This is a genomic window from Sphingomonas sp. PP-CE-1G-424, assembly GCF_004341085.1.
In the GTDB taxonomy this organism is placed as follows: Bacteria; Pseudomonadota; Alphaproteobacteria; order Sphingomonadales; family Sphingomonadaceae; genus Sphingomonas.
This window is the reverse complement of the sequence record NZ_SLXW01000004.1, coordinates 55,390-71,486: the sequence shown is the minus strand read 5'-3', so window position 1 is coordinate 71,486 and position 16,097 is coordinate 55,390. Positions and strand designations below refer to the sequence as shown.

The window sequence follows — 16,097 nt, the reverse complement described above, 5'->3', positions numbered from 1 at the left end:
TTTCCTTTCAGATCGATGCCCGCGCGGTCGTGCCGCGGGCGTACAGTGCAAAGGCGAATACGCCTGCGAAACAGGCGGCCGGCACCAGCATCGCATGCGTGATGCCGGCGCGATCCGAGACCCAGCCCATCAGCGCGGTCAGCGCCGCGCCGCCGATGATCGCCATGATGATCAACGACGATCCCGCCTTGCGCAGCGGCCCCAGACCCTCGACGCCTAGCGCGAAGATCGTCGGGAACTGGATCGACATGAACAGGCTGGCGGCGACCATCGCGTACAGGCCGATCGTGCCGCCGACGACGCCTGCGAACACCGCCAGCAGCAGCGAGATCGCCGAGAAGATCGCGAGCAACACGACCGGCGCGAGCCGCGCCATCAGTGCAGTGCCGACGAAGCGCCCGGCCGCGAATAGCACCAGCGACACGAACAGTGCATCGGCACCGGCACGTTCGCCCATCCCTGCGTTCGCCTGCGCATAGCGGATCGTATAGCTCCACAGGCCGACCTGCGCGCCGACATAGAAGAACTGCGCGACGACCGCGGCGATCAGCTGCGGGCGGCAGAACACGTCGGTGAAGCGACCCGTCGGGCCCGCATCATGCTCGACGCTGCCACGTGGGAACGGCACCAGCGCGGCGGCGACTGCGAACAGCAGCACGACCACCGCGATCGCGACATAGGGCATCACCACCGCCTGCACTTCGGCGCGGTAAAACGCGTCGCGCGCCGCGTCGCTCATCGCGGCGAGGCTGCGCTCGTTATGCTCGATCCCCGACAGGATGAAATTGCGCCCGACCAGAATCCCGGTGATCGCGCCGAGCGGGTTGGCCGCCTGCGCCCAGTTGAGCCGCCGCGTCGCGGTGCGCGGATCGCCCAGTTCGGTCATCAGCGGGTTGGCCGAGGTTTCGAGGAACGCGAGGCCGCAGGCGATCACGAACAACGCGAGCAGGAACAGCTGGTACATGCCGGCGACAGCGGCGGGATAGAACAGCAACGCGCCGCACCCGTACAGCGTCAGCCCGGTGACGATCGCGGTCTTGTAGCCGAAGCGCCGCATCACCGACGACGCCGGGATCGCGACGACGAAATAGCCGAAATAAAAGACCTGCTGGACGAAGCTGGTGCCGAAGTCCGACAGCGCGAACGCCTTGCGGAACTGCGCGATCAGGATGTCGTTCAGGTTGTTCGCCATCCCCCACAGGAAGAACAGCGCAACGGTGATGACGAGCGCCGCGACATAGCGCCCGCCGTCCGCGCCGCCCGTCGACCGCGGGGCGTGGTGAGGATCCGCGGAGTGAGCATCGATCATCGGCGGCAAGGCCATCCTGTCTCTCCAGTCTCGATCGTTGCGACGCCGCGTCAGGCCATCGATAAACGTGTGACAGCAAACGACTGTCCCCACACATGCGAGATCATATTTTCACGAGCGAGAGCTAACCGAGCGCCTCGCCTTTGGCAACCTCTTCCCCGGAGACCACGCCCACGGGATGCGCGGATCCCGTCGACGGCGCCCGCTAGCCGGCTTGGTCGCCAAGCGAATATATGCGGCGCATCGGGACCCATTTTTCCCCGTCACCGGCGCACGACAGCGGGCGTTGGAAGCGATCCATCGCCGCCTCCCAGCGCGCATCGATCGCCCTTCCCTCGGCATCGAGGTCGCGTGGCCAGTCGTCGGACACCTGCGCGATCATCACCAGACGATCGCCGACACGCCATATTTCCATGTCGGTGAAACCCTTGTCGCGGATACCCCGCGTCACCTCGGGCCAGACCGCGCCCGGCGCATGCGCCCGCTCATAGTCGGCGATCAGATCCGCATCATCGACGAGATCGAGCGCGAAACACACGCGACGAGACATTTTTCTCTCCTCAATTCCGGCGACGACTATAACCGGAAACTCGAATTTCGATTGCACATATGATAGGCGGGTCTCATTCTGCGTCAATCAGCCGGTCGTTGTGGAGCAGGCGCCCTGCCCTCGGCGCGCGACCAGCGACGCAGAACGACCCAGCGACGCAGAACGACATAGTGGAGGAAGCAATGAAGGCATTGGTCTGCACGGCGCCCAACGCGGCGCGGATAGAAGACCGGCCGGCGCCCCAGCGCGGGGAGGGTCAGGTACTGCTGCGGATGCGGCGGGTCGGGATCTGTGGCACCGACTATCATATCTTCGACGGCAGCCAGCCGTTCTTCACCTATCCCCGCCTGATCGGCCACGAACTCGCCGGCGAGGTGATCGAGGCGCCTGCGGACAGCGGGCTGACACTCGGCCAGATCGTGACGGTCAATCCCTACATCGCGTGCGGCACCTGCGTCGCGTGCCGGCGGGGGCGGCCCAATTGCTGCGCGCGGATCAGCGTGCTCGGCGTGCACGCCGATGGCGGCATGACCGAATTTCTCGCGGTGCCGGTCGGTTCGATCGTGACGACCGAGGGCCTCACCGTCGATCAGGCGGCGATGGTCGAATTCCTCGCGATCGGCGCGCACGCGGTCCGCCGTGCCGCGATCGAACCGGGCACGCGGGTGCTGGTCACCGGGGCGGGACCGATCGGCATCGGCTGCGCGCTGTTCGCGCGGATCGCCGGCGCCGGCTCCGTCACGCTGCTGGATCGCAGCGCAAAGCGTCTCGCGACCGCAGCGGAGCGGTTCGGTTTCGATGACGGCGTCGTTGCCGGCCCGGATGCGACCGCCGCGCTGGCGGATCGAACGGACGGCGAGATGTTCGACTATGTGTTCGACGCGACGGGCAGCAGCCAGGCGATGAAGGCGGGCCTGTTCAACGTCGCCAACGCCGGCACCTATGTGCTGGTGGGCCTGTGCCTCGACGATCTGGTCTTCCCCGACCCCGAATTCCACAAGCGCGAGACGACCCTGCTCGCCAGCCGCAACGCGCTCGCGGCGGATTTCGACCATGTCATCGCGTCGATCCGCAACGGCTCTGTGCCGGCCGACCGGTTCCTGACCGACCGGGTCGATCTCGACGATTCGCCTCTCGCGATCCCGGCGCTGATCGCCCGACAGGAGGATGTGTTGAAGGCGATCGTCACCATCTGAGTTCCCGAATGGATTGAGAGCCGGAGACCGCGCCCTGCCCGCGCGCTTCCTTGGCGGGGCGGTTGCGGCTAGACATCAACGCCAGAACGGGGGGCGAGGAAACGATGGCGAAGCAGGAGGGGGACGCGGCGCAGCGCAAGGGCAATTACAATGCGCCCGCGCTCGACAAGGCGTTCCTGATCATCGAACTTCTCGCCAACAACCCGCAGGGGCTGCTGGCGAGCGAGATGGCGACCGCGCTGCAACGCTCGCTCGGCGAGCTGTTCCGTATCGTCGTGGTCATGGAAGAAGCCGGCTATCTGCAGAAATCGAAGGTCACCGATCGCTACACCGTGACCTACAAGTTCCTCGACGTCGCCTATCGCGCCACACCTGCGCGCAAGCTGGTCGTCACCGCGCAGCCCGAGATGCAGATGCTCGCCGCCGCGATCGGCCAGTCCTGTCATCTCGTCGTGGTGCAACGCGCCGAAGGGCTCGTCATCGCGCGCGAGGAAAACCCCGGCGTGCGCGGCTTCGCGCTGCGCGTCGGTGCGTCGATCGATCTGGTGCGCAGTTGCTCGGGCAGCGTCATCCTGGCCTTCACGCCCGAGGATGCGGCCGAACGACTGCTCGCGCGCGCCTCCGCGCTGCGCAAGGAGCCGGTCGGGCACGCCGCCCTGGCCAAGACGCTCCGGCAGGTTCGCGCGCAGGGCCACGGTCTGCGCGAAAGCCCGGTGACGCGCGGCGTGACCGATATCAGCTGCCCGATCTTCGGCTTCGATGGCGAGCTGCTCGCGGCGCTGACGGTGCCGTTCCTGGAGTTGCTCGACGGCTCGCAACTCGTCTCGATCGAAGACGCGTGTGCCGAACTCAAGCAGACCGGCCAGCGCATCTCGGTCGCATTGGGGTGGCAGCCGCCGCGCGACGCCTGAGGCGACGCGCCGGCAGTAGCAAAACCGGGTCGGCGCGCATCACGGGTTAGCGCAATTCCAGCGCGACGATCTGGTCCCACGCCTTGCCCAGCGGCGGCAGACCCGACAGTTCGATCCGGCGCTTGCCCGCCGTGACCTTTACCGGTTCCCCGCCGTCGAACAGCCGGGCGGACGCGACCCTGCCCCGCATCGGCGCATCGATCGGCAGCGTGACCCGCCCGTCGTGCGCGCGCATCAGATGGACATACACCGTCTTGCCACGCTGCGTGGTGACGCCCCAGTCCCCCGGCGCGATCGGCCCGCCGCGCGTGCCGTAGATGGCCTTGCCGTGCGCGGTCATCCATTCGCCGATCGTACGGAAGGTCGCCAGGTTTTCAGGCTGGATCTCGCCGTTCGGCATGGGTCCGGTGTTGAGCAGGAAATTGGCGTTGCGTCCCGCCGCCCCGACCAGCGTGCGCACCAGCGTTTCGGGCGACTTGTACTTGTCGTCGACAAGGTTGAATCCCCAGCTGCCGTTCATCGTCTCCGACATCTCGAGCGGCAGTGTGCCGACCACCGACGGGTCGCTGTAGCCCATTGTGTTCTGCCCGGGCAGGTCGCGCTCGAAGGTCTGGTAATCCTCGCCTGGGAAAGGCGCGTGATGGTGGTTGTTGACGATCAGCGCGGCGGGTTGCAGCGCGTGGATCAGGCGATAGGTCCGGTCGAGCCGCCAGCGATCGCGCAGTGGCGTCTTCTCCTGGTCCCACCAGCCATCGAACCAGATGCCGCCGATCGGGCCGTAGCGGGTCAGCAGCTCGCGCAGCTGCGCATCCTGATAATCGAGATATTTTTGCCAATCGCCGGACTCCGGTCGTCCGGTCGCATGTCCCGTCTGCCCGCGCGGGAAATAGTCGGGATTGTGCCAGTCGAGCTGCGAATAATAGAAGAACAGCTTCACGCCCTGCCGTCGGCATGCGGCCGCCAGTTCGGCGATCGGATCCCGCGCGAACGGCGTCGCCTTGACCACGTTGTACGGCGAGACCGTGCTGTCGAACATCGCGAAGCCGTCGTGATGCTTGCTGGTGACGACGATGTAGCGCGCGCCCGCAGCCTTGAACGATCCGACCCAGGCATCCGCATCGAAATTCGCCGGATTGAAGAACTTGGCCAGCCGCGCGTATTTGTCGGCCGGAATCTTGTTCTCCTGCATGATCCACTCGGCCAGCCCCGGCGAACCACCGCCGCCGAGCTCGCTGTACAGCCCCCAGTGCAGGAACACGCCGAACTTCGCATCCTGGAACCACCGGCGGGCCTCGAGATTGGCGACGGTCGGCGTATACGCTGGGGCCGCCGCAGCGCTCGCACTGGCTTCAGGCGCGGACGGCGGGGTGACGGCCGATTGTGCGAAAACGCTACTGGACAGGCCGATCGCAGACAGCAGCACAAGTGTGCGCCGCATGGACTTTTTCGAGCTGCTCACCGCGGTCTCCCTTACGAGTTTCTCGATAGTATCGCGGCATTCCAGCATGCCGCAACGCTTCATCCAATCCGACCACGGACGCCTTCGCTGCGGAAAGTTGCGCCCTATTGGCAGCATCGGCGCCTTGCTGACTAGACCGTTCGACCGAGAAACCTTGGAAGAACGAGCCTAACCCGCTTATCGGGCGCTGCCCTTGTCCCGCACCTTCGTCCGCGCAGGCCGTTTGAACCAGAAGCTCCAGACGCTCAACGTCCCGAGCAGGCCGAGAACGAGCCCCGACAGCGTCATCACAAGGCGGTAGCCGAGCCCGCCGACCTTGGCGGCGTGGAGCGGATACAGGATGTTGTAGGCGGCGACGACGTTCGACAGCGACGCTGCATCACGTGCGCCGATCAGCCGGCCGTCATCGGCCGCGAACCACAGCGTCGTCCGCCCGTTCGGCAGCCATTCCTGCGGCCGCTTCATGCGGATCGTGATGAGCCCGCTTTCCTTGCGCGGCAGCGACAGGCTGCGCAGTTCGGCGTCGGGAAAGCGCGCGCGCGCCGCGATGACCATGCCCTGCCAGTCGAGGTGGTCGGCCAGAGCGACCTTGGGCCCCTTCGGCGGCTTCAATGCCGCGTCGATCGTCGCCGGTGCGCTGGGGCCGAGGAACAGTGCGCTGATCGGCCGGAACACCAGCGTCGCGCCCGTCAGCAGCGACAGGATCAGCAACGGTGCCGCGACGATCCCCAGATCGCGGTGGTGCCGGACGATCGCCGGACGACTGAGACGCTTGGGTACCAGACGGAATGCGAACGTCTTGCGCGTCCGCCACCACAGGATCGTCCCCGTGATCACGAAGAACAGCCCCGCCACGCCCGCTATGCCGATGATCGTCTCGCCGGTGTCGCCCGAAAACAGATGATGATGCAGGTCGAACAGCCACAATTCAGGCCGCGCCCATTGGCTCTGCCACTGGCTGACGATCGTGCCCGCCTGATCGGTATAGGCCCCTGCCCCCTTGCCGAAATCGAGCCGGTCGAGCCCGAGATTGGCGTTGGCAAAGGTGATGCTCTGCGGCCGGTTCGCGGGGTCCGCCATCAACCGCTCGGTGGTCGCGGCGAGGATGCGCGTGCTCTGGATCTGCGCGTCGCCGGCATGCGGCAGCATGATCCACGCATCGCGGTGCACCAGGATCGCGCCGGTCAGCCCGAACAACGCGAGGACTAGGCCCAGGAACCCGCCAGCCCAGCGGTGCAGCGTATCGAGCAACGCCATGCTAGAACCGCACGTCCCAGCCGAGCGTGAAATTGCGCCCGCGCCCGGAGAAGAAGTGCGCGTTGTCGGTCGGCCGCACCGTGTCGCTGTAATAATCGATATAGAAATGGTCGAAGATGTTCTGCGCGCTCAGCGTCAGCGCGCCGACGGGCAAGGCATATCGTATGCTCGCGTCGGTAATATTGTAGCCGCTGAAGTCGTTTGCGGCGGGCAGCCCGGCATATTTGCGCGCGAGGTAGAATTGCTGCTGCACGCGGGCGGACACCTTGCCGCGGACATAGCTCGCCGCGAGGTTGAGGCGATCGGGCGAGATGTTCGCGCCGTCCAGATCGATATCGACCTTGCCGTCATCGTTCGAGTCGGTGCGGCCGACCAGATGCGCAAACCCGGTCGACAGAGTTAGCCCCGGCAGCGGCATCCGCGCCTCCAGATTGACCTCGATGCCCTGGATCTCGACGCGCTGGCGCTGTGCCTCGTAGGCGCCGCCGGTGAATACCAGCACCTGTCCGCGCGTGCTGGTCGACCAGAAATAGGTCGCGCTCGCGTTCATCGGTCCGCGCTTCACCTCGACGCCCAACTCACGGTTGTTCGACACGATCGGCGCGATGTCGACATAGCTGTCGAGGTCGACCCCGTCGCGGCTGATCGCGCGCGAGATGCGGCCGACGTCGGGCACCGTAAAGCCCTGCGCATAGCTGCCATAGGCGCGGATGCCGGGGATCGGCTCGACAATGACGCCGCCGTTGAACAGCGCCTTGCTGAAGCTCGGGCTGCCGCCCGCGACCGCGTGGCTGCCGTACGAGGCGAGCGTGGTGTAGTCGTCGATGACGATCTTCACATTCTCGTACCGTGCACCGCCGGCGATCCGGACGACCTTGTCGAACAGCGCGAGGTTGACCTGCCCGAACGGGGCGAGGCTGCGGAAGTCGGCGGGCGGGACCCAGACGCGGTCGGTCGTGATCAGGCGCTGCTCGGTGCGATCGTATAGCGCGTCGAAGCCGAGCGTCGCGGTCAGCGCCTCGAAGCCGGGGACGGCACGCTCGTAACTGAACTTGCCGCCATATTTGCGCGAGCGGTTCTGCGACTGGTCGAACAGCGTGCCAACCGGCGCGAGCCGCACGTCCTGGAACGTCGCGATCGGCGCGACCTCGCCGCCGAACGTATCGCGCGACCGGTTGAAGAAGACCTGCGTCACGAGATTACCGCCCCACAGATCGGGATCGGTCAGCGACAGCGCGATGCTCTCGGTGCGGTTCTCGGCCGGATCACCCGGCGGTGTTCCGCGCACCGACGTGGTCGGCAGGTTCGTGCGGAAATTACCGTTGCTGGCGATGTAATTGCTGCCGCCCTTCAGCTCGAACCGGTTGGCGATCAGGTCGATCCGTGCGGTGTCGGTCAGCGCATAGCCAGCGCGCGCGAACATCGACCAGCTGCGCGAATTCTGCGTCTCGCCCTGCGTCAGGTCGGTGCCGACGCGGTTGCCGTGGCCGTCGTAGAACGCACCGCGCTTGTCGTATGCACCGCCCGCCATGACGTCGAAGCGCCCCGATTTCCACGCGAGCAGCCCGGCGACCTTGCCGCCCTTGCCGTCGCCGCTGAAGCCGGTATCGGTCGTCCCCTGCACCAGCGCGCGGCCCGACAGACCTTCGGTGCGCGGCGGCTGCACGGTCACCTGGTTGACGATCCCGCCGGTGCCGCCGATCCCCTGCAACGCGTTCGAACCGTAGATCAATTCGACGCGGTCGATGAAGAACGGATCGATCGTGAAGCCGTCGCGCGATCCATCGCGCAGCGGCGTCGACTGCGGGATGCCGTTGATCGCATAGAGCGGCGAGCGCCCGCGCAACGTCTCGCCCGCGCCCGACAGCTTCTGCCGCGTCGGCGAGAAGGACGGCGTCAGGTTCGACACCGCATCGACCACCGACCCGCCGATCGCGACCTGCTGATCCAGCGCCGCACGATCGATCACGTCGATCGTCAGCGGCAGCGCGTTGGGCGGCAGGATGCTGCGGGTCGCACTGACGATGATATCCGCAGGCGCGTCCGAAGGCCGAGCGTCATGATCATCCGTCGCCGGTGCGAGTGTCGCCTGCGCGCAAACCGGCGAGGTCGTACCGATGATCGGCAAAGCCAGTAGAGTGAAAAGCCCAAACCGCATGATGTCCCCCGAATGGGGACGCCCCTACGCGACACGTTACGCTAATGCAAATCGTTCGCATATGCCGCTGTTTTGGCTGGTACTATTAATGTATATTAGAACGTGGTTCGCAGCGGATATCCGGGGCACGCGGCCTGGGGCGCAAAGTGGACGCCCGTTCATGTCGTTTGTCAGCGGTGCATCGTGTCAGCGGCCAGACGGGAATCGCGTACGGTTCGTCCGCAGGATGGCTCGACAAGGTTGTCGGCGGACTCGCCAGTAATCAGGCCGCAATATCTTCGCCTACGACCTGATCAACCACAGCAGCGCTTGTGCTTTTTCCCCGACCCGCAAGGGCACGGATCGTTGCGCCCGACTTTCGATGCCGTCGTCGCCAGCGCATCGAGCGACGTCGTGCCGGCGAGGCGCGTACGCACTACGTACAGTAGCTGGACGGCGTCTGTCAGCGCCGACGCGGCACCGTCCTGCAGCGCGTTGATCTCCACGCTGTCGAGCTCGCTCTCCTCGCGCGCGACCGCGATCAGCGTCGTCAATTGCGACCACGGCGCTGCGCTTTCCGGGTCGCCGGCCATCGCCTCCCAGGCGTTCGGACGTAGTGCGATCGCCTCGGCGAAGCCGTCGATCCAATACTCCCAAAGGACCTCGCCATCGCGCTCGTCGACGTCGAAGATCGGCTGAAGCTTGCCGCGGACAAGATCGCGCGCGATCTCTTCGCGTCGCGCCGCCACCGCGTCGGCGAACCATTGCACGTCCAGCGGGTCCTCGAACGGCGCGACGCCGTCGACGTCCGCTCCCCACACCACGGTCATCCATTCGCCCGGGGGGATCGCCTCCGGACAAATCAGCAGCCCGGTGAGGAAGCCGTCAAGCTCGGTAAGCAGCATCGGCTCCTCGACGGCGAGGTCGGCGAGTGCACCGTCGAGGCGCCGGAAGCGCGACGGGAATCGTTTCACAGGCGGATGTCGCGTCGGCGCATCTCGTCCCGCGCCATCTCGCGCAACGGTGTCGGATCGCCTGCGGCAAAGATGTCGGCGAGGTCGAGCAGATCCTCGTCGCCAAGCGCTTTCACCGACGCCTCTACCGCCGCAAGGCGCTCGAGCGCCCGCCCCGTCTCCGTCGCGCGCCGCTTGGTTCGTATCTTGAGCATGGACGTCCGCTAGCAGGATAAACCGGAAGTTACACTGGCCGTCCCCGCGTAAGATTAGCCGAAGGCCGGTTTGCGGACATCCCGCACGTGCGCTTGTGCTGCTCCAGCCAAAGCCGCGCCTCGTTCAGTCGGTGATCGAGTAAGGTGAGCGAGATCTTAAACGCGAAATGCCGGACTGTCGTCAGGTGAGGCAGGTATGCCGCAGCCGCAGGTTCATAATGTGCGCGGTAGCCACCAGGATGCCGCCAGTCACCGTGACGGCGACCTCGGCGCTGCCTTCCGGCAGGACGAACGCCCCTATCGTCATCAGACCCAGTCCGGCGGCACCAAGGCACAGAGGCCATGATGTGGCGTGACGGGTCCGCCCGCCGATCAGCGCGATCACCGCTATCGGAACAGCCACCAGCAGCACCCAACGGTGGAAGCTTTCGGGGATGACGATGATCGCGGACACCATCGGCACCGCCGCCAGGAGGAGCGGTAGCGCAAGGCAATGCACCATGCACGCCGCCGATCCCGCCATCGCCGCCCGATCGAGCCAGTCCATTCCGCACGTCCGTATCGTTCTCATCTTGCCACGCCCGTCATCAATACCGTAATGATACATCATATCATTTTGCGTGAGGTAAGTCGATGGTCCAGGATATGAAGCCGCTGTTGCCCGTGACGGTCCTGTCCGGATTCCTCGGTGCGGGTAAGACGACGCTCCTCAATCACATCCTTGCCAACCGGGAGGGCCGGCGGGTGGCGGTGATCGTCAACGACATGTCCGAAGTGAACATCGACGCGGATCTGGTGCGCAGCGGCGATACCGCCCTGTCACGCGGTGAAGACACGCTGGTCGAGATGACCAATGGCTGCATCTGCTGCACGCTGCGCGAGGATCTGCTCGTCGAGGTGCGAGCGCTGGCCGATTCCGGGCGGTTCGACTGCCTGGTCATCGAAAGTACCGGTATCTCCGAACCGTTGCCCGTAGCCGCGACGTTTTCGTTCGAGGACGAGCAGGGCGAAAGCCTGTCGGACGTCGCGCGGCTCGACACGATGGTGACGGTGGTCGACGCCGCCAATCTGCTGCGCGACTATGCCAGCACCGACTTTCTCGCCGATCGCGGCGAAGCGCTCGGCAACGACGATCGCCGCAGCCTGGTCGGGTTGCTGGTCGAGCAGATCGAGTTCGCGGACGTGATCGTCATCACCAAGGGCGACCTGGTCGACGCCGCGCAACTCGCGACCGTGCGAAAACTGGTCGCGTCGCTCAACGCCGATGCCCGCATCGTCGAGGCCGATCACGGACGCGTGCCGCTCGATTCCGTTATCGAGACCGGGCTGTTCGACGACGAGAAGGCGGAACTGCATCCGCTCTGGGCGAAGGAACTCTACGGTCATGCCGATCACCGTCCCGAGAGCGAGGAATACGGTGTTGAAAGCTTCGTCTACCGGGCTCGCGCGCCGTTCGACCCGGTGAAGTTCCACGCCTTCGCGCGCGGTGGCTGGCCGGGTGTGGTCCGGGCGAAAGGGCATTTCTGGCTTGCGACGCGCCCCGACTGGTGTGGCGAACTCGCGCAGGCCGGAGCGCAGTCGGTGACGGAGGCGCTGGGCCGCTGGTGGGCGTGCGTACCGGAGCCGAAGCGACCGAGCGGTGAAGCGTGGGACCGGATGGTCGCCGCGAAATGGTCGCCGATCTGGGGCGACCGACGGCAGGAACTGGTCTTCATCGGCATCGACATGGACGAGGCCGAGATCCGGCGTCGTCTCGATGCCTGCCTGGTGCCCGCCGCCGCTTTCACCCCACGGTTGTGGGAGGGGTTGCCCGATCCGTTCCCCGCCTGGGGCGTGCGGGAGATGGCGTGATGACCGACGCGTCGATACTCGCGCCAGTCCGCTCGCACGTTCATCGGGCGCGGACCGTCGATGCGCTCGCTGCGATCCTCGACCGCGACGTCAATCTCGCGATCTGGGAGCGACCATCGGTGCCGGTCGGGGCGCTAGGCGGTTTTGGCACCATCCAGATGACGACGACGGTCGATCGCGCACATGAAGAATTGACGAATGCGTTCGCGCAGCTGCCCGCCGCCGCCTGGCATGCGGATATCGCCGCGGACATCGCCGCGCTCACCACGTCCTTCGCGGCAATCATGGCGCTGTCGCACGTCGTGATCCGGCTGGAGCGGGTGGTGGGCGACGCCTGCAAACGCTGGCACGCCGATTACGTCTCCGTCCGCCTGATCTGCACCTATCGCGGATCGGGAACGCAGTGGATCGAACGGTCGGTCGAGAGCCCGGACGTGCCGGTCGTCGAGACACCGCAATCGCTCGACACCGGCGCGGTCGGTCTGTTCAAGGGCCGCGTTCTCGCCGGCGAGCAGGCGATCATCCACCGTTCGCCGCCGATCGCGGGCACCGGCGAGGAGCGACTTCTGCTCGTGCTCGACTGTCCGCCACCAGCGGAAACCGCGGCGATGTGGGCGAGCGCGATGCAACGTGGCTGACACATTACCGGTCCATTGCCCGTGCAAAACCGGCGCACGGCGTCTCATGATCCAGGCCATCAGGATACTCACCCCATGACGCGTTTGCCGCTTCTCCTCGCCGTCACGCTCGCGAGCCTCGGTGCCGTTGCCGGCGCGCAGCAGGCGCTCGGGCCGGCGGGATATCTCAAGCCCGGTGCGTTCGACGTGTTGGCCATCCTGCCGCCTGCCCCCAGGTCCACCGACCCTCGCGGGGTCGCCGACCGTGCGATCTTCAAGGCGACGCGCGCGTTGCAGGGCAGTCCGCGCTGGGCGCTGGCCACCAACGACGTGAAGTCCGCGCCCGCCGACCTGTTCCGCGACTTCAGTTGCGCGATGGGGATCGCGCTCACGCCTGAGAACGCCCCGCGGACCGCCGCGCTGCTTCGGCGCGCGATGTTCGACACGTCCCGTCAAACCAATGGCGCCAAGACATTCTACAAGCGGCAGCGACCGTTCCTGATCGACCGCGGACCGATCTGTCAGCCCGCCGCCGAGGTGGCGGACAGCTATGATTACCCGTCGGGCCATACGACCGCGGGCTGGACGATGGCGACCTTGCTGGCGGAGATCGCGCCCGATCGCGCGACCGCCCTGCTCGCACGCGGCCGGGCTTATGGCGAAAGTCGGATCGTGTGCGGCGTCCACAATGCCAGCGCCGTCGAGGCGGGGCGGCTGTCGGCGTCGTCGACGCTGACAGCGATGCAGGGCGACCCGGCCTTCACCGCCGATCTCGCCGCAGCCAGGCGGGAGATTGCGGCGCTTCGACACGACGCCAGAACGGCAAAACCCGGCACGGCACTCTGCACAGGCGAAGCGGCCCTCGTCGCCCAACCCCTCTACTGACGAGACCATCATGACCGACACCACCTCGCGCCTGCTTCTCAATCGCCGGACCATAATCGGTGCCGCCGCGGCGCTGGTCGGCGCGCCGGCGATCGTGCGCGCGCAACAACTGTTTGCCGCCTACCCGTTTCGCCTCGGCATCGCGGCAGGCGATCCGGCCGCGGACGGCTTCGTCATCTGGACCCGGCTTGCGCCCGATCCGCTCGCCGAACATGGCGGCATGCCGATGCAGCCGGTCGAGGTCGAGTGGCAGGTCGCGACCGACCCACGCTTTGCGACGCTGGTCGCGGGCGGCAAGACGCTGGCGCGTCCCGAACTCGCCCACTCGGTCCATGTCGAGGTTGCGGGCCTGCTACCCGATCGGCCGTATTGGTACCGGTTCACAGTCGGCAGCGAGCGCTCGACCACAGGATGCGCGCGCACGCTGCCGCTTGCCGGCGCGTCGCTCGACCGGCTGCGGTTCGCGGTCGCCGGTTGCCAGAACTACGAGGACGGCCTCTTCACCGCCTATCGTCACCTCGCAGCAGACGATCCCGCCTTCGTCTTCCATTACGGCGACTATATCTACGAAGGCCGGAGCGCGCCGATGCCGGTCGGCTATGACGGCAAGCCCCGCCGCTTCGTCCGCGAGCATGCCGGGCAGAAGCTGTTCGACCTCGCCGATTATCGCCGCCGCTACGCCCAGTACAAGACCGACCCGGACCTCCAGGCCGCCCACGCCGCCGCGGCATGGTTCGTCACGTTCGACGATCACGAGGTCGAGAACAACTGGGTCGGCGAGATCGACCAGGAGAACGATCCGCCCGAGGTGTTCGCACTGCGCCGGGCCGCCGCATTCCAGGCCTATTACGAGCATATGCCGCTGCGTCGTTCGGCGTTTCCGGGGCCCGCTGGCATGCAGATCTATCGTCGCGCGACGATCGGCAATCTGCTCGACCTTCATTTGCTCGACACCCGGCAGTTCCGGACCGACCAGCCCTGCGACGACGGCTTCAAGACGCGCTGCAAGGGCTGGGCCGATCCCGCCGCGCAGGTCATGGGACGCGCGCAGGAGGCGTGGCTCGGCACGGCATTGAAGCAGAAGAAAGCGCGGTGGAACGCGCTGGCGCAGCAGGTGATGATGATGCCGCTCGACCGGCGCACCGGCGACGAGCCCGCGCCGATCCGCAACATGGACAGCTGGGGCGGCTACGACGCGCCGCGCGAACGCGTGTTGAAGATGGTCGAGGGGCTCGGCAACGCGGTCGTGCTGACCGGCGACGAGCATCAGAACTATGCCGGCGTGCTGCGTACCGAGGGTGGCCAGGGGGCTGCCGTCGCCGTCGAGTTCGTCGGCACGTCGATCAGCTCGGGCGGCGACGGTGCGGATCGCCGGGTCGGCGAAGACCGCATCCGCGCCCGCAACCCGTTCCTCGCCTGGACCAACGACCGTCGCGGGTACCTGTTGTGCGACGTGGGTACGGACCAATGGAAAACGCAGTTCCGGACGGTCGATACCGTCGCGCGCGCCGACGGCGCTGTCAAAACGGCCGGCACGGCGATCATCGAGCACGGCCGTGCCGCCGTGACGATGACCTGAATTCCCGTTCGCGCGACGATCAGAACGCTTCGGCATTTCTCCGGTCGTCCCGGTGCACCAAGACCCGGTTCTCGAGGGACACGAGCCCAGCGCGCGCAGGCCAGGTCCGGAAATCTGGCTGAGTCTGCAGTGCTTCGCGTTCGGAGGGCGCGTCGTCCCAGGACCAATAATCGCGACGGTATCGCTCATCCGCGCCGTGAACAGCAACGCGGCGAGCATCACGCCGACGCCGATCGCGCCGACCTGACCACCGGCGACGGCGACGCCGATGATCAGGCTGCCAGTCGAGGCGACCTCGTCATCGGCCCGTCATTGGCGCCGAGCACCGCCGCGCGAAGCCAGCCGATCCGGTCGGCAACGTGACGTTCGCGATGCGATGACAGCGCCCGCATGTCAGACGATTTCGAGCATGTTCTCGACCTTCACCGCGCCCGGCGCCGCCCAGGCGGTGCGTTCGGCGACCATCCGGTCGTGCGGCGAGTCGACCGATCCGGTGAGCCGTACGGTGCCGCCGTCGACCGACACCTTGATCGTGTCGCCATCGAAGAACCACGAGCGATGCAGTGCGGTGCGAATGTCGTTGCTGACGTCGGTCACGTCGATGCGCGGTTTTAGCGTGACGTGGTTGATCACGCCGACCACGCCCGCGAGCGGCCGCACCGCCGCCTCGGCTGCGTCCTTCTGGAAATGCCAGCGCACTTCGCCGCGCAGGCTGACCCAGCCATCCTCGACCTGCGCCTTGATGCTGTCGTGCGGCACGGTCGTATCCCAAGAGAGGCGCTCGACGATCGCGCTGGCGATCGCCTCGTCCCCAGGCTTGAAGCGGTCCTCCAGCTGCACCTCGATCGCCTCGGCGACCGCCTTCACCCCATCAACACGTGCGGCGGCGCGTTCGGCGGCGTATTTCGCGGCGTAGCTGCCGGCGTGACCGCTCAGCGTGACGACGCCGTTGTTCGCCGTCACGCCGATATGCCCGGCGGGCACGCTCGGGTCCCAGTTGAGTTCGGCGAGCACGGCTTTCTGTAATCTGGCGTCGTGGGACATGACACTCTCCTGGGCACGGCGCGGAGAGGTCCGAGCCGATGACCGCAAACTATCGCCGCGACCGATCGCGGACAGCGTCGGGAACTACGCAGCGCGCGCTTATGCGTAGTTCCCGATCCTTTCCTGCGCCCGCC

The 16,097-nt window shown here is 66.5% G+C and carries 15 protein-coding genes and 1 pseudogene; 6 read left to right on the top strand and 10 right to left on the bottom strand.

Annotated features, from left to right (window positions below):
- Nucleotides 1-7 precede the first annotated feature (7 nt).
- A complete protein-coding gene (fucP, locus tag C8J43_RS14455) occupies nt 8-1,324 on the bottom strand; it encodes an L-fucose:H+ symporter permease (protein ID WP_243645588.1) in 1,317 nt (438 codons plus the stop codon).
- Between the two features lie 190 nt (nt 1,325-1,514).
- Nucleotides 1,515-1,859 (bottom strand): L-rhamnose mutarotase, encoded by a 345-nt coding sequence (locus tag C8J43_RS14450; protein WP_133031538.1) that lies wholly within the window; start codon nt 1,857-1,859, stop codon nt 1,515-1,517.
- A 182-nt stretch (nt 1,860-2,041) separates the two neighbouring features.
- On the opposite strand from C8J43_RS14450, the gene C8J43_RS14445 reads away from it, so the two are divergent.
- On the top strand, nt 2,042-3,055 hold the full coding sequence (locus C8J43_RS14445; RefSeq protein WP_133031537.1) for a zinc-binding alcohol dehydrogenase family protein: 1,014 nt from the start codon (nt 2,042-2,044) through the stop codon (nt 3,053-3,055).
- 104 nt (nt 3,056-3,159) lie between these two features.
- On the top strand, nt 3,160-3,966 hold the full coding sequence (locus C8J43_RS14440) for an IclR family transcriptional regulator (RefSeq protein WP_121903687.1): 807 nt from the start codon (nt 3,160-3,162) through the stop codon (nt 3,964-3,966).
- Nucleotides 3,967-4,012: 46 nt separating this feature from the next.
- On the opposite strand, the gene C8J43_RS14435 is transcribed toward C8J43_RS14440, so the two are convergent.
- The 6 genes from C8J43_RS14435 to C8J43_RS14410 all read right to left on the bottom strand — a co-directional run bounded on the left by C8J43_RS14435 (nt 4,013) and on the right by C8J43_RS14410 (nt 10,534).
- Nucleotides 4,013-5,404: an alpha-L-fucosidase gene (locus C8J43_RS14435; RefSeq protein ID WP_133031536.1), complete on the bottom strand. Its 1,392-nt coding sequence runs from the start codon at nt 5,402-5,404 to the stop codon at nt 4,013-4,015.
- A 198-nt stretch (nt 5,405-5,602) separates the two neighbouring features.
- Nucleotides 5,603-6,682 (bottom strand): PepSY-associated TM helix domain-containing protein, encoded by a 1,080-nt coding sequence (locus C8J43_RS14430; RefSeq protein ID WP_133031535.1) that lies wholly within the window; start codon nt 6,680-6,682, stop codon nt 5,603-5,605.
- A gap of 1 nt (nt 6,683) precedes the next feature.
- On the bottom strand, nt 6,684-8,840 hold the full coding sequence (locus tag C8J43_RS14425; protein WP_133031534.1) for a TonB-dependent receptor: 2,157 nt from the start codon (nt 8,838-8,840) through the stop codon (nt 6,684-6,686).
- Between the two features lie 293 nt (nt 8,841-9,133).
- A complete protein-coding gene (locus C8J43_RS14420; RefSeq protein ID WP_133031533.1) occupies nt 9,134-9,793 on the bottom strand; it encodes a UPF0149 family protein in 660 nt (219 codons plus the stop codon).
- Nucleotides 9,790-9,987 (bottom strand): hypothetical protein, encoded by a 198-nt coding sequence (locus tag C8J43_RS14415; protein ID WP_133031532.1) that lies wholly within the window; start codon nt 9,985-9,987, stop codon nt 9,790-9,792. The genes C8J43_RS14420 and C8J43_RS14415 overlap by 4 nt, the downstream gene beginning before the upstream one ends.
- A gap of 181 nt (nt 9,988-10,168) precedes the next feature.
- Nucleotides 10,169-10,534 carry a MerC domain-containing protein gene (locus tag C8J43_RS14410; RefSeq protein ID WP_165899637.1) on the bottom strand — a complete coding sequence of 122 codons (366 nt, stop codon included), beginning with the start codon at nt 10,532-10,534 and terminating at the stop codon, nt 10,169-10,171.
- Between the two features lie 98 nt (nt 10,535-10,632).
- On the opposite strand from C8J43_RS14410, the gene C8J43_RS14405 reads away from it, so the two are divergent.
- The 4 genes from C8J43_RS14405 to C8J43_RS14390 all read left to right on the top strand — a co-directional run bounded on the left by C8J43_RS14405 (nt 10,633) and on the right by C8J43_RS14390 (nt 14,919).
- Nucleotides 10,633-11,838: a GTP-binding protein gene (locus tag C8J43_RS14405; protein ID WP_207893413.1), complete on the top strand. Its 1,206-nt coding sequence runs from the start codon at nt 10,633-10,635 to the stop codon at nt 11,836-11,838.
- A complete protein-coding gene (locus C8J43_RS14400; protein WP_133031530.1) occupies nt 11,838-12,476 on the top strand; it encodes a DUF1826 domain-containing protein in 639 nt (212 codons plus the stop codon). Before C8J43_RS14405 ends, C8J43_RS14400 begins: the two co-directional genes overlap by 1 nt.
- 75 nt (nt 12,477-12,551) lie before the next feature.
- Entirely contained in the window at nt 12,552-13,340 is a 789-nt protein-coding gene (locus tag C8J43_RS14395) for a phosphatase PAP2 family protein (RefSeq protein WP_133031529.1), read from the top strand.
- Between the two features lie 10 nt (nt 13,341-13,350).
- Complete coding sequence (locus tag C8J43_RS14390; RefSeq protein ID WP_133031528.1) at nt 13,351-14,919, top strand: alkaline phosphatase D family protein; 1,569 nt, start codon at nt 13,351-13,353, stop codon at nt 14,917-14,919.
- A 249-nt stretch (nt 14,920-15,168) separates the two neighbouring features.
- On the opposite strand, the pseudogene C8J43_RS14385 reads toward C8J43_RS14390, so the two are convergent.
- Nucleotides 15,169-15,311 (bottom strand): annotated as a pseudogene (locus tag C8J43_RS14385) (VIT family protein); the annotation flags it as partial.
- Between the two features lies 1 nt (nt 15,312).
- Nucleotides 15,313-15,963, bottom strand: a complete 651-nt coding sequence (locus tag C8J43_RS14380) for a BON domain-containing protein (RefSeq protein ID WP_133031527.1) — start codon at nt 15,961-15,963, stop codon at nt 15,313-15,315.
- Between the last annotated feature and the right edge of the window lie 134 nt (nt 15,964-16,097).

What these genes read in the sequence shown, in the direction of transcription:
- fucP (WP_243645588.1), bottom strand. Translation starts at nt 1,324, where the DNA reads ATGGCCTTGCCGCCGATGATCGATGCTCACTCCGCGGATCCTCACCAC.
- C8J43_RS14450 (WP_133031538.1), bottom strand. Translation starts at nt 1,859, where the DNA reads ATGTCTCGTCGCGTGTGTTTCGCGCTCGATCTCGTCGATGATGCGGAT.
- C8J43_RS14445 (WP_133031537.1), top strand. Translation starts at nt 2,042, where the DNA reads ATGAAGGCATTGGTCTGCACGGCGCCCAACGCGGCGCGGATAGAAGAC.
- C8J43_RS14440 (WP_121903687.1), top strand. Translation starts at nt 3,160, where the DNA reads ATGGCGAAGCAGGAGGGGGACGCGGCGCAGCGCAAGGGCAATTACAAT.
- C8J43_RS14435 (WP_133031536.1), bottom strand. Translation starts at nt 5,404, where the DNA reads ATGCGGCGCACACTTGTGCTGCTGTCTGCGATCGGCCTGTCCAGTAGC.
- C8J43_RS14430 (WP_133031535.1), bottom strand. Translation starts at nt 6,682, where the DNA reads ATGGCGTTGCTCGATACGCTGCACCGCTGGGCTGGCGGGTTCCTGGGC.
- C8J43_RS14425 (WP_133031534.1), bottom strand. Translation starts at nt 8,840, where the DNA reads ATGCGGTTTGGGCTTTTCACTCTACTGGCTTTGCCGATCATCGGTACG.
- C8J43_RS14415 (WP_133031532.1), bottom strand. Translation starts at nt 9,987, where the DNA reads ATGCTCAAGATACGAACCAAGCGGCGCGCGACGGAGACGGGGCGGGCG.
- C8J43_RS14410 (WP_165899637.1), bottom strand. Translation starts at nt 10,534, where the DNA reads ATGGACTGGCTCGATCGGGCGGCGATGGCGGGATCGGCGGCGTGCATG.
- C8J43_RS14405 (WP_207893413.1), top strand. Translation starts at nt 10,633, where the DNA reads ATGAAGCCGCTGTTGCCCGTGACGGTCCTGTCCGGATTCCTCGGTGCG.
- C8J43_RS14400 (WP_133031530.1), top strand. Translation starts at nt 11,838, where the DNA reads ATGACCGACGCGTCGATACTCGCGCCAGTCCGCTCGCACGTTCATCGG.
- C8J43_RS14395 (WP_133031529.1), top strand. Translation starts at nt 12,552, where the DNA reads ATGACGCGTTTGCCGCTTCTCCTCGCCGTCACGCTCGCGAGCCTCGGT.
- C8J43_RS14390 (WP_133031528.1), top strand. Translation starts at nt 13,351, where the DNA reads ATGACCGACACCACCTCGCGCCTGCTTCTCAATCGCCGGACCATAATC.
- C8J43_RS14380 (WP_133031527.1), bottom strand. Translation starts at nt 15,963, where the DNA reads ATGTCCCACGACGCCAGATTACAGAAAGCCGTGCTCGCCGAACTCAAC.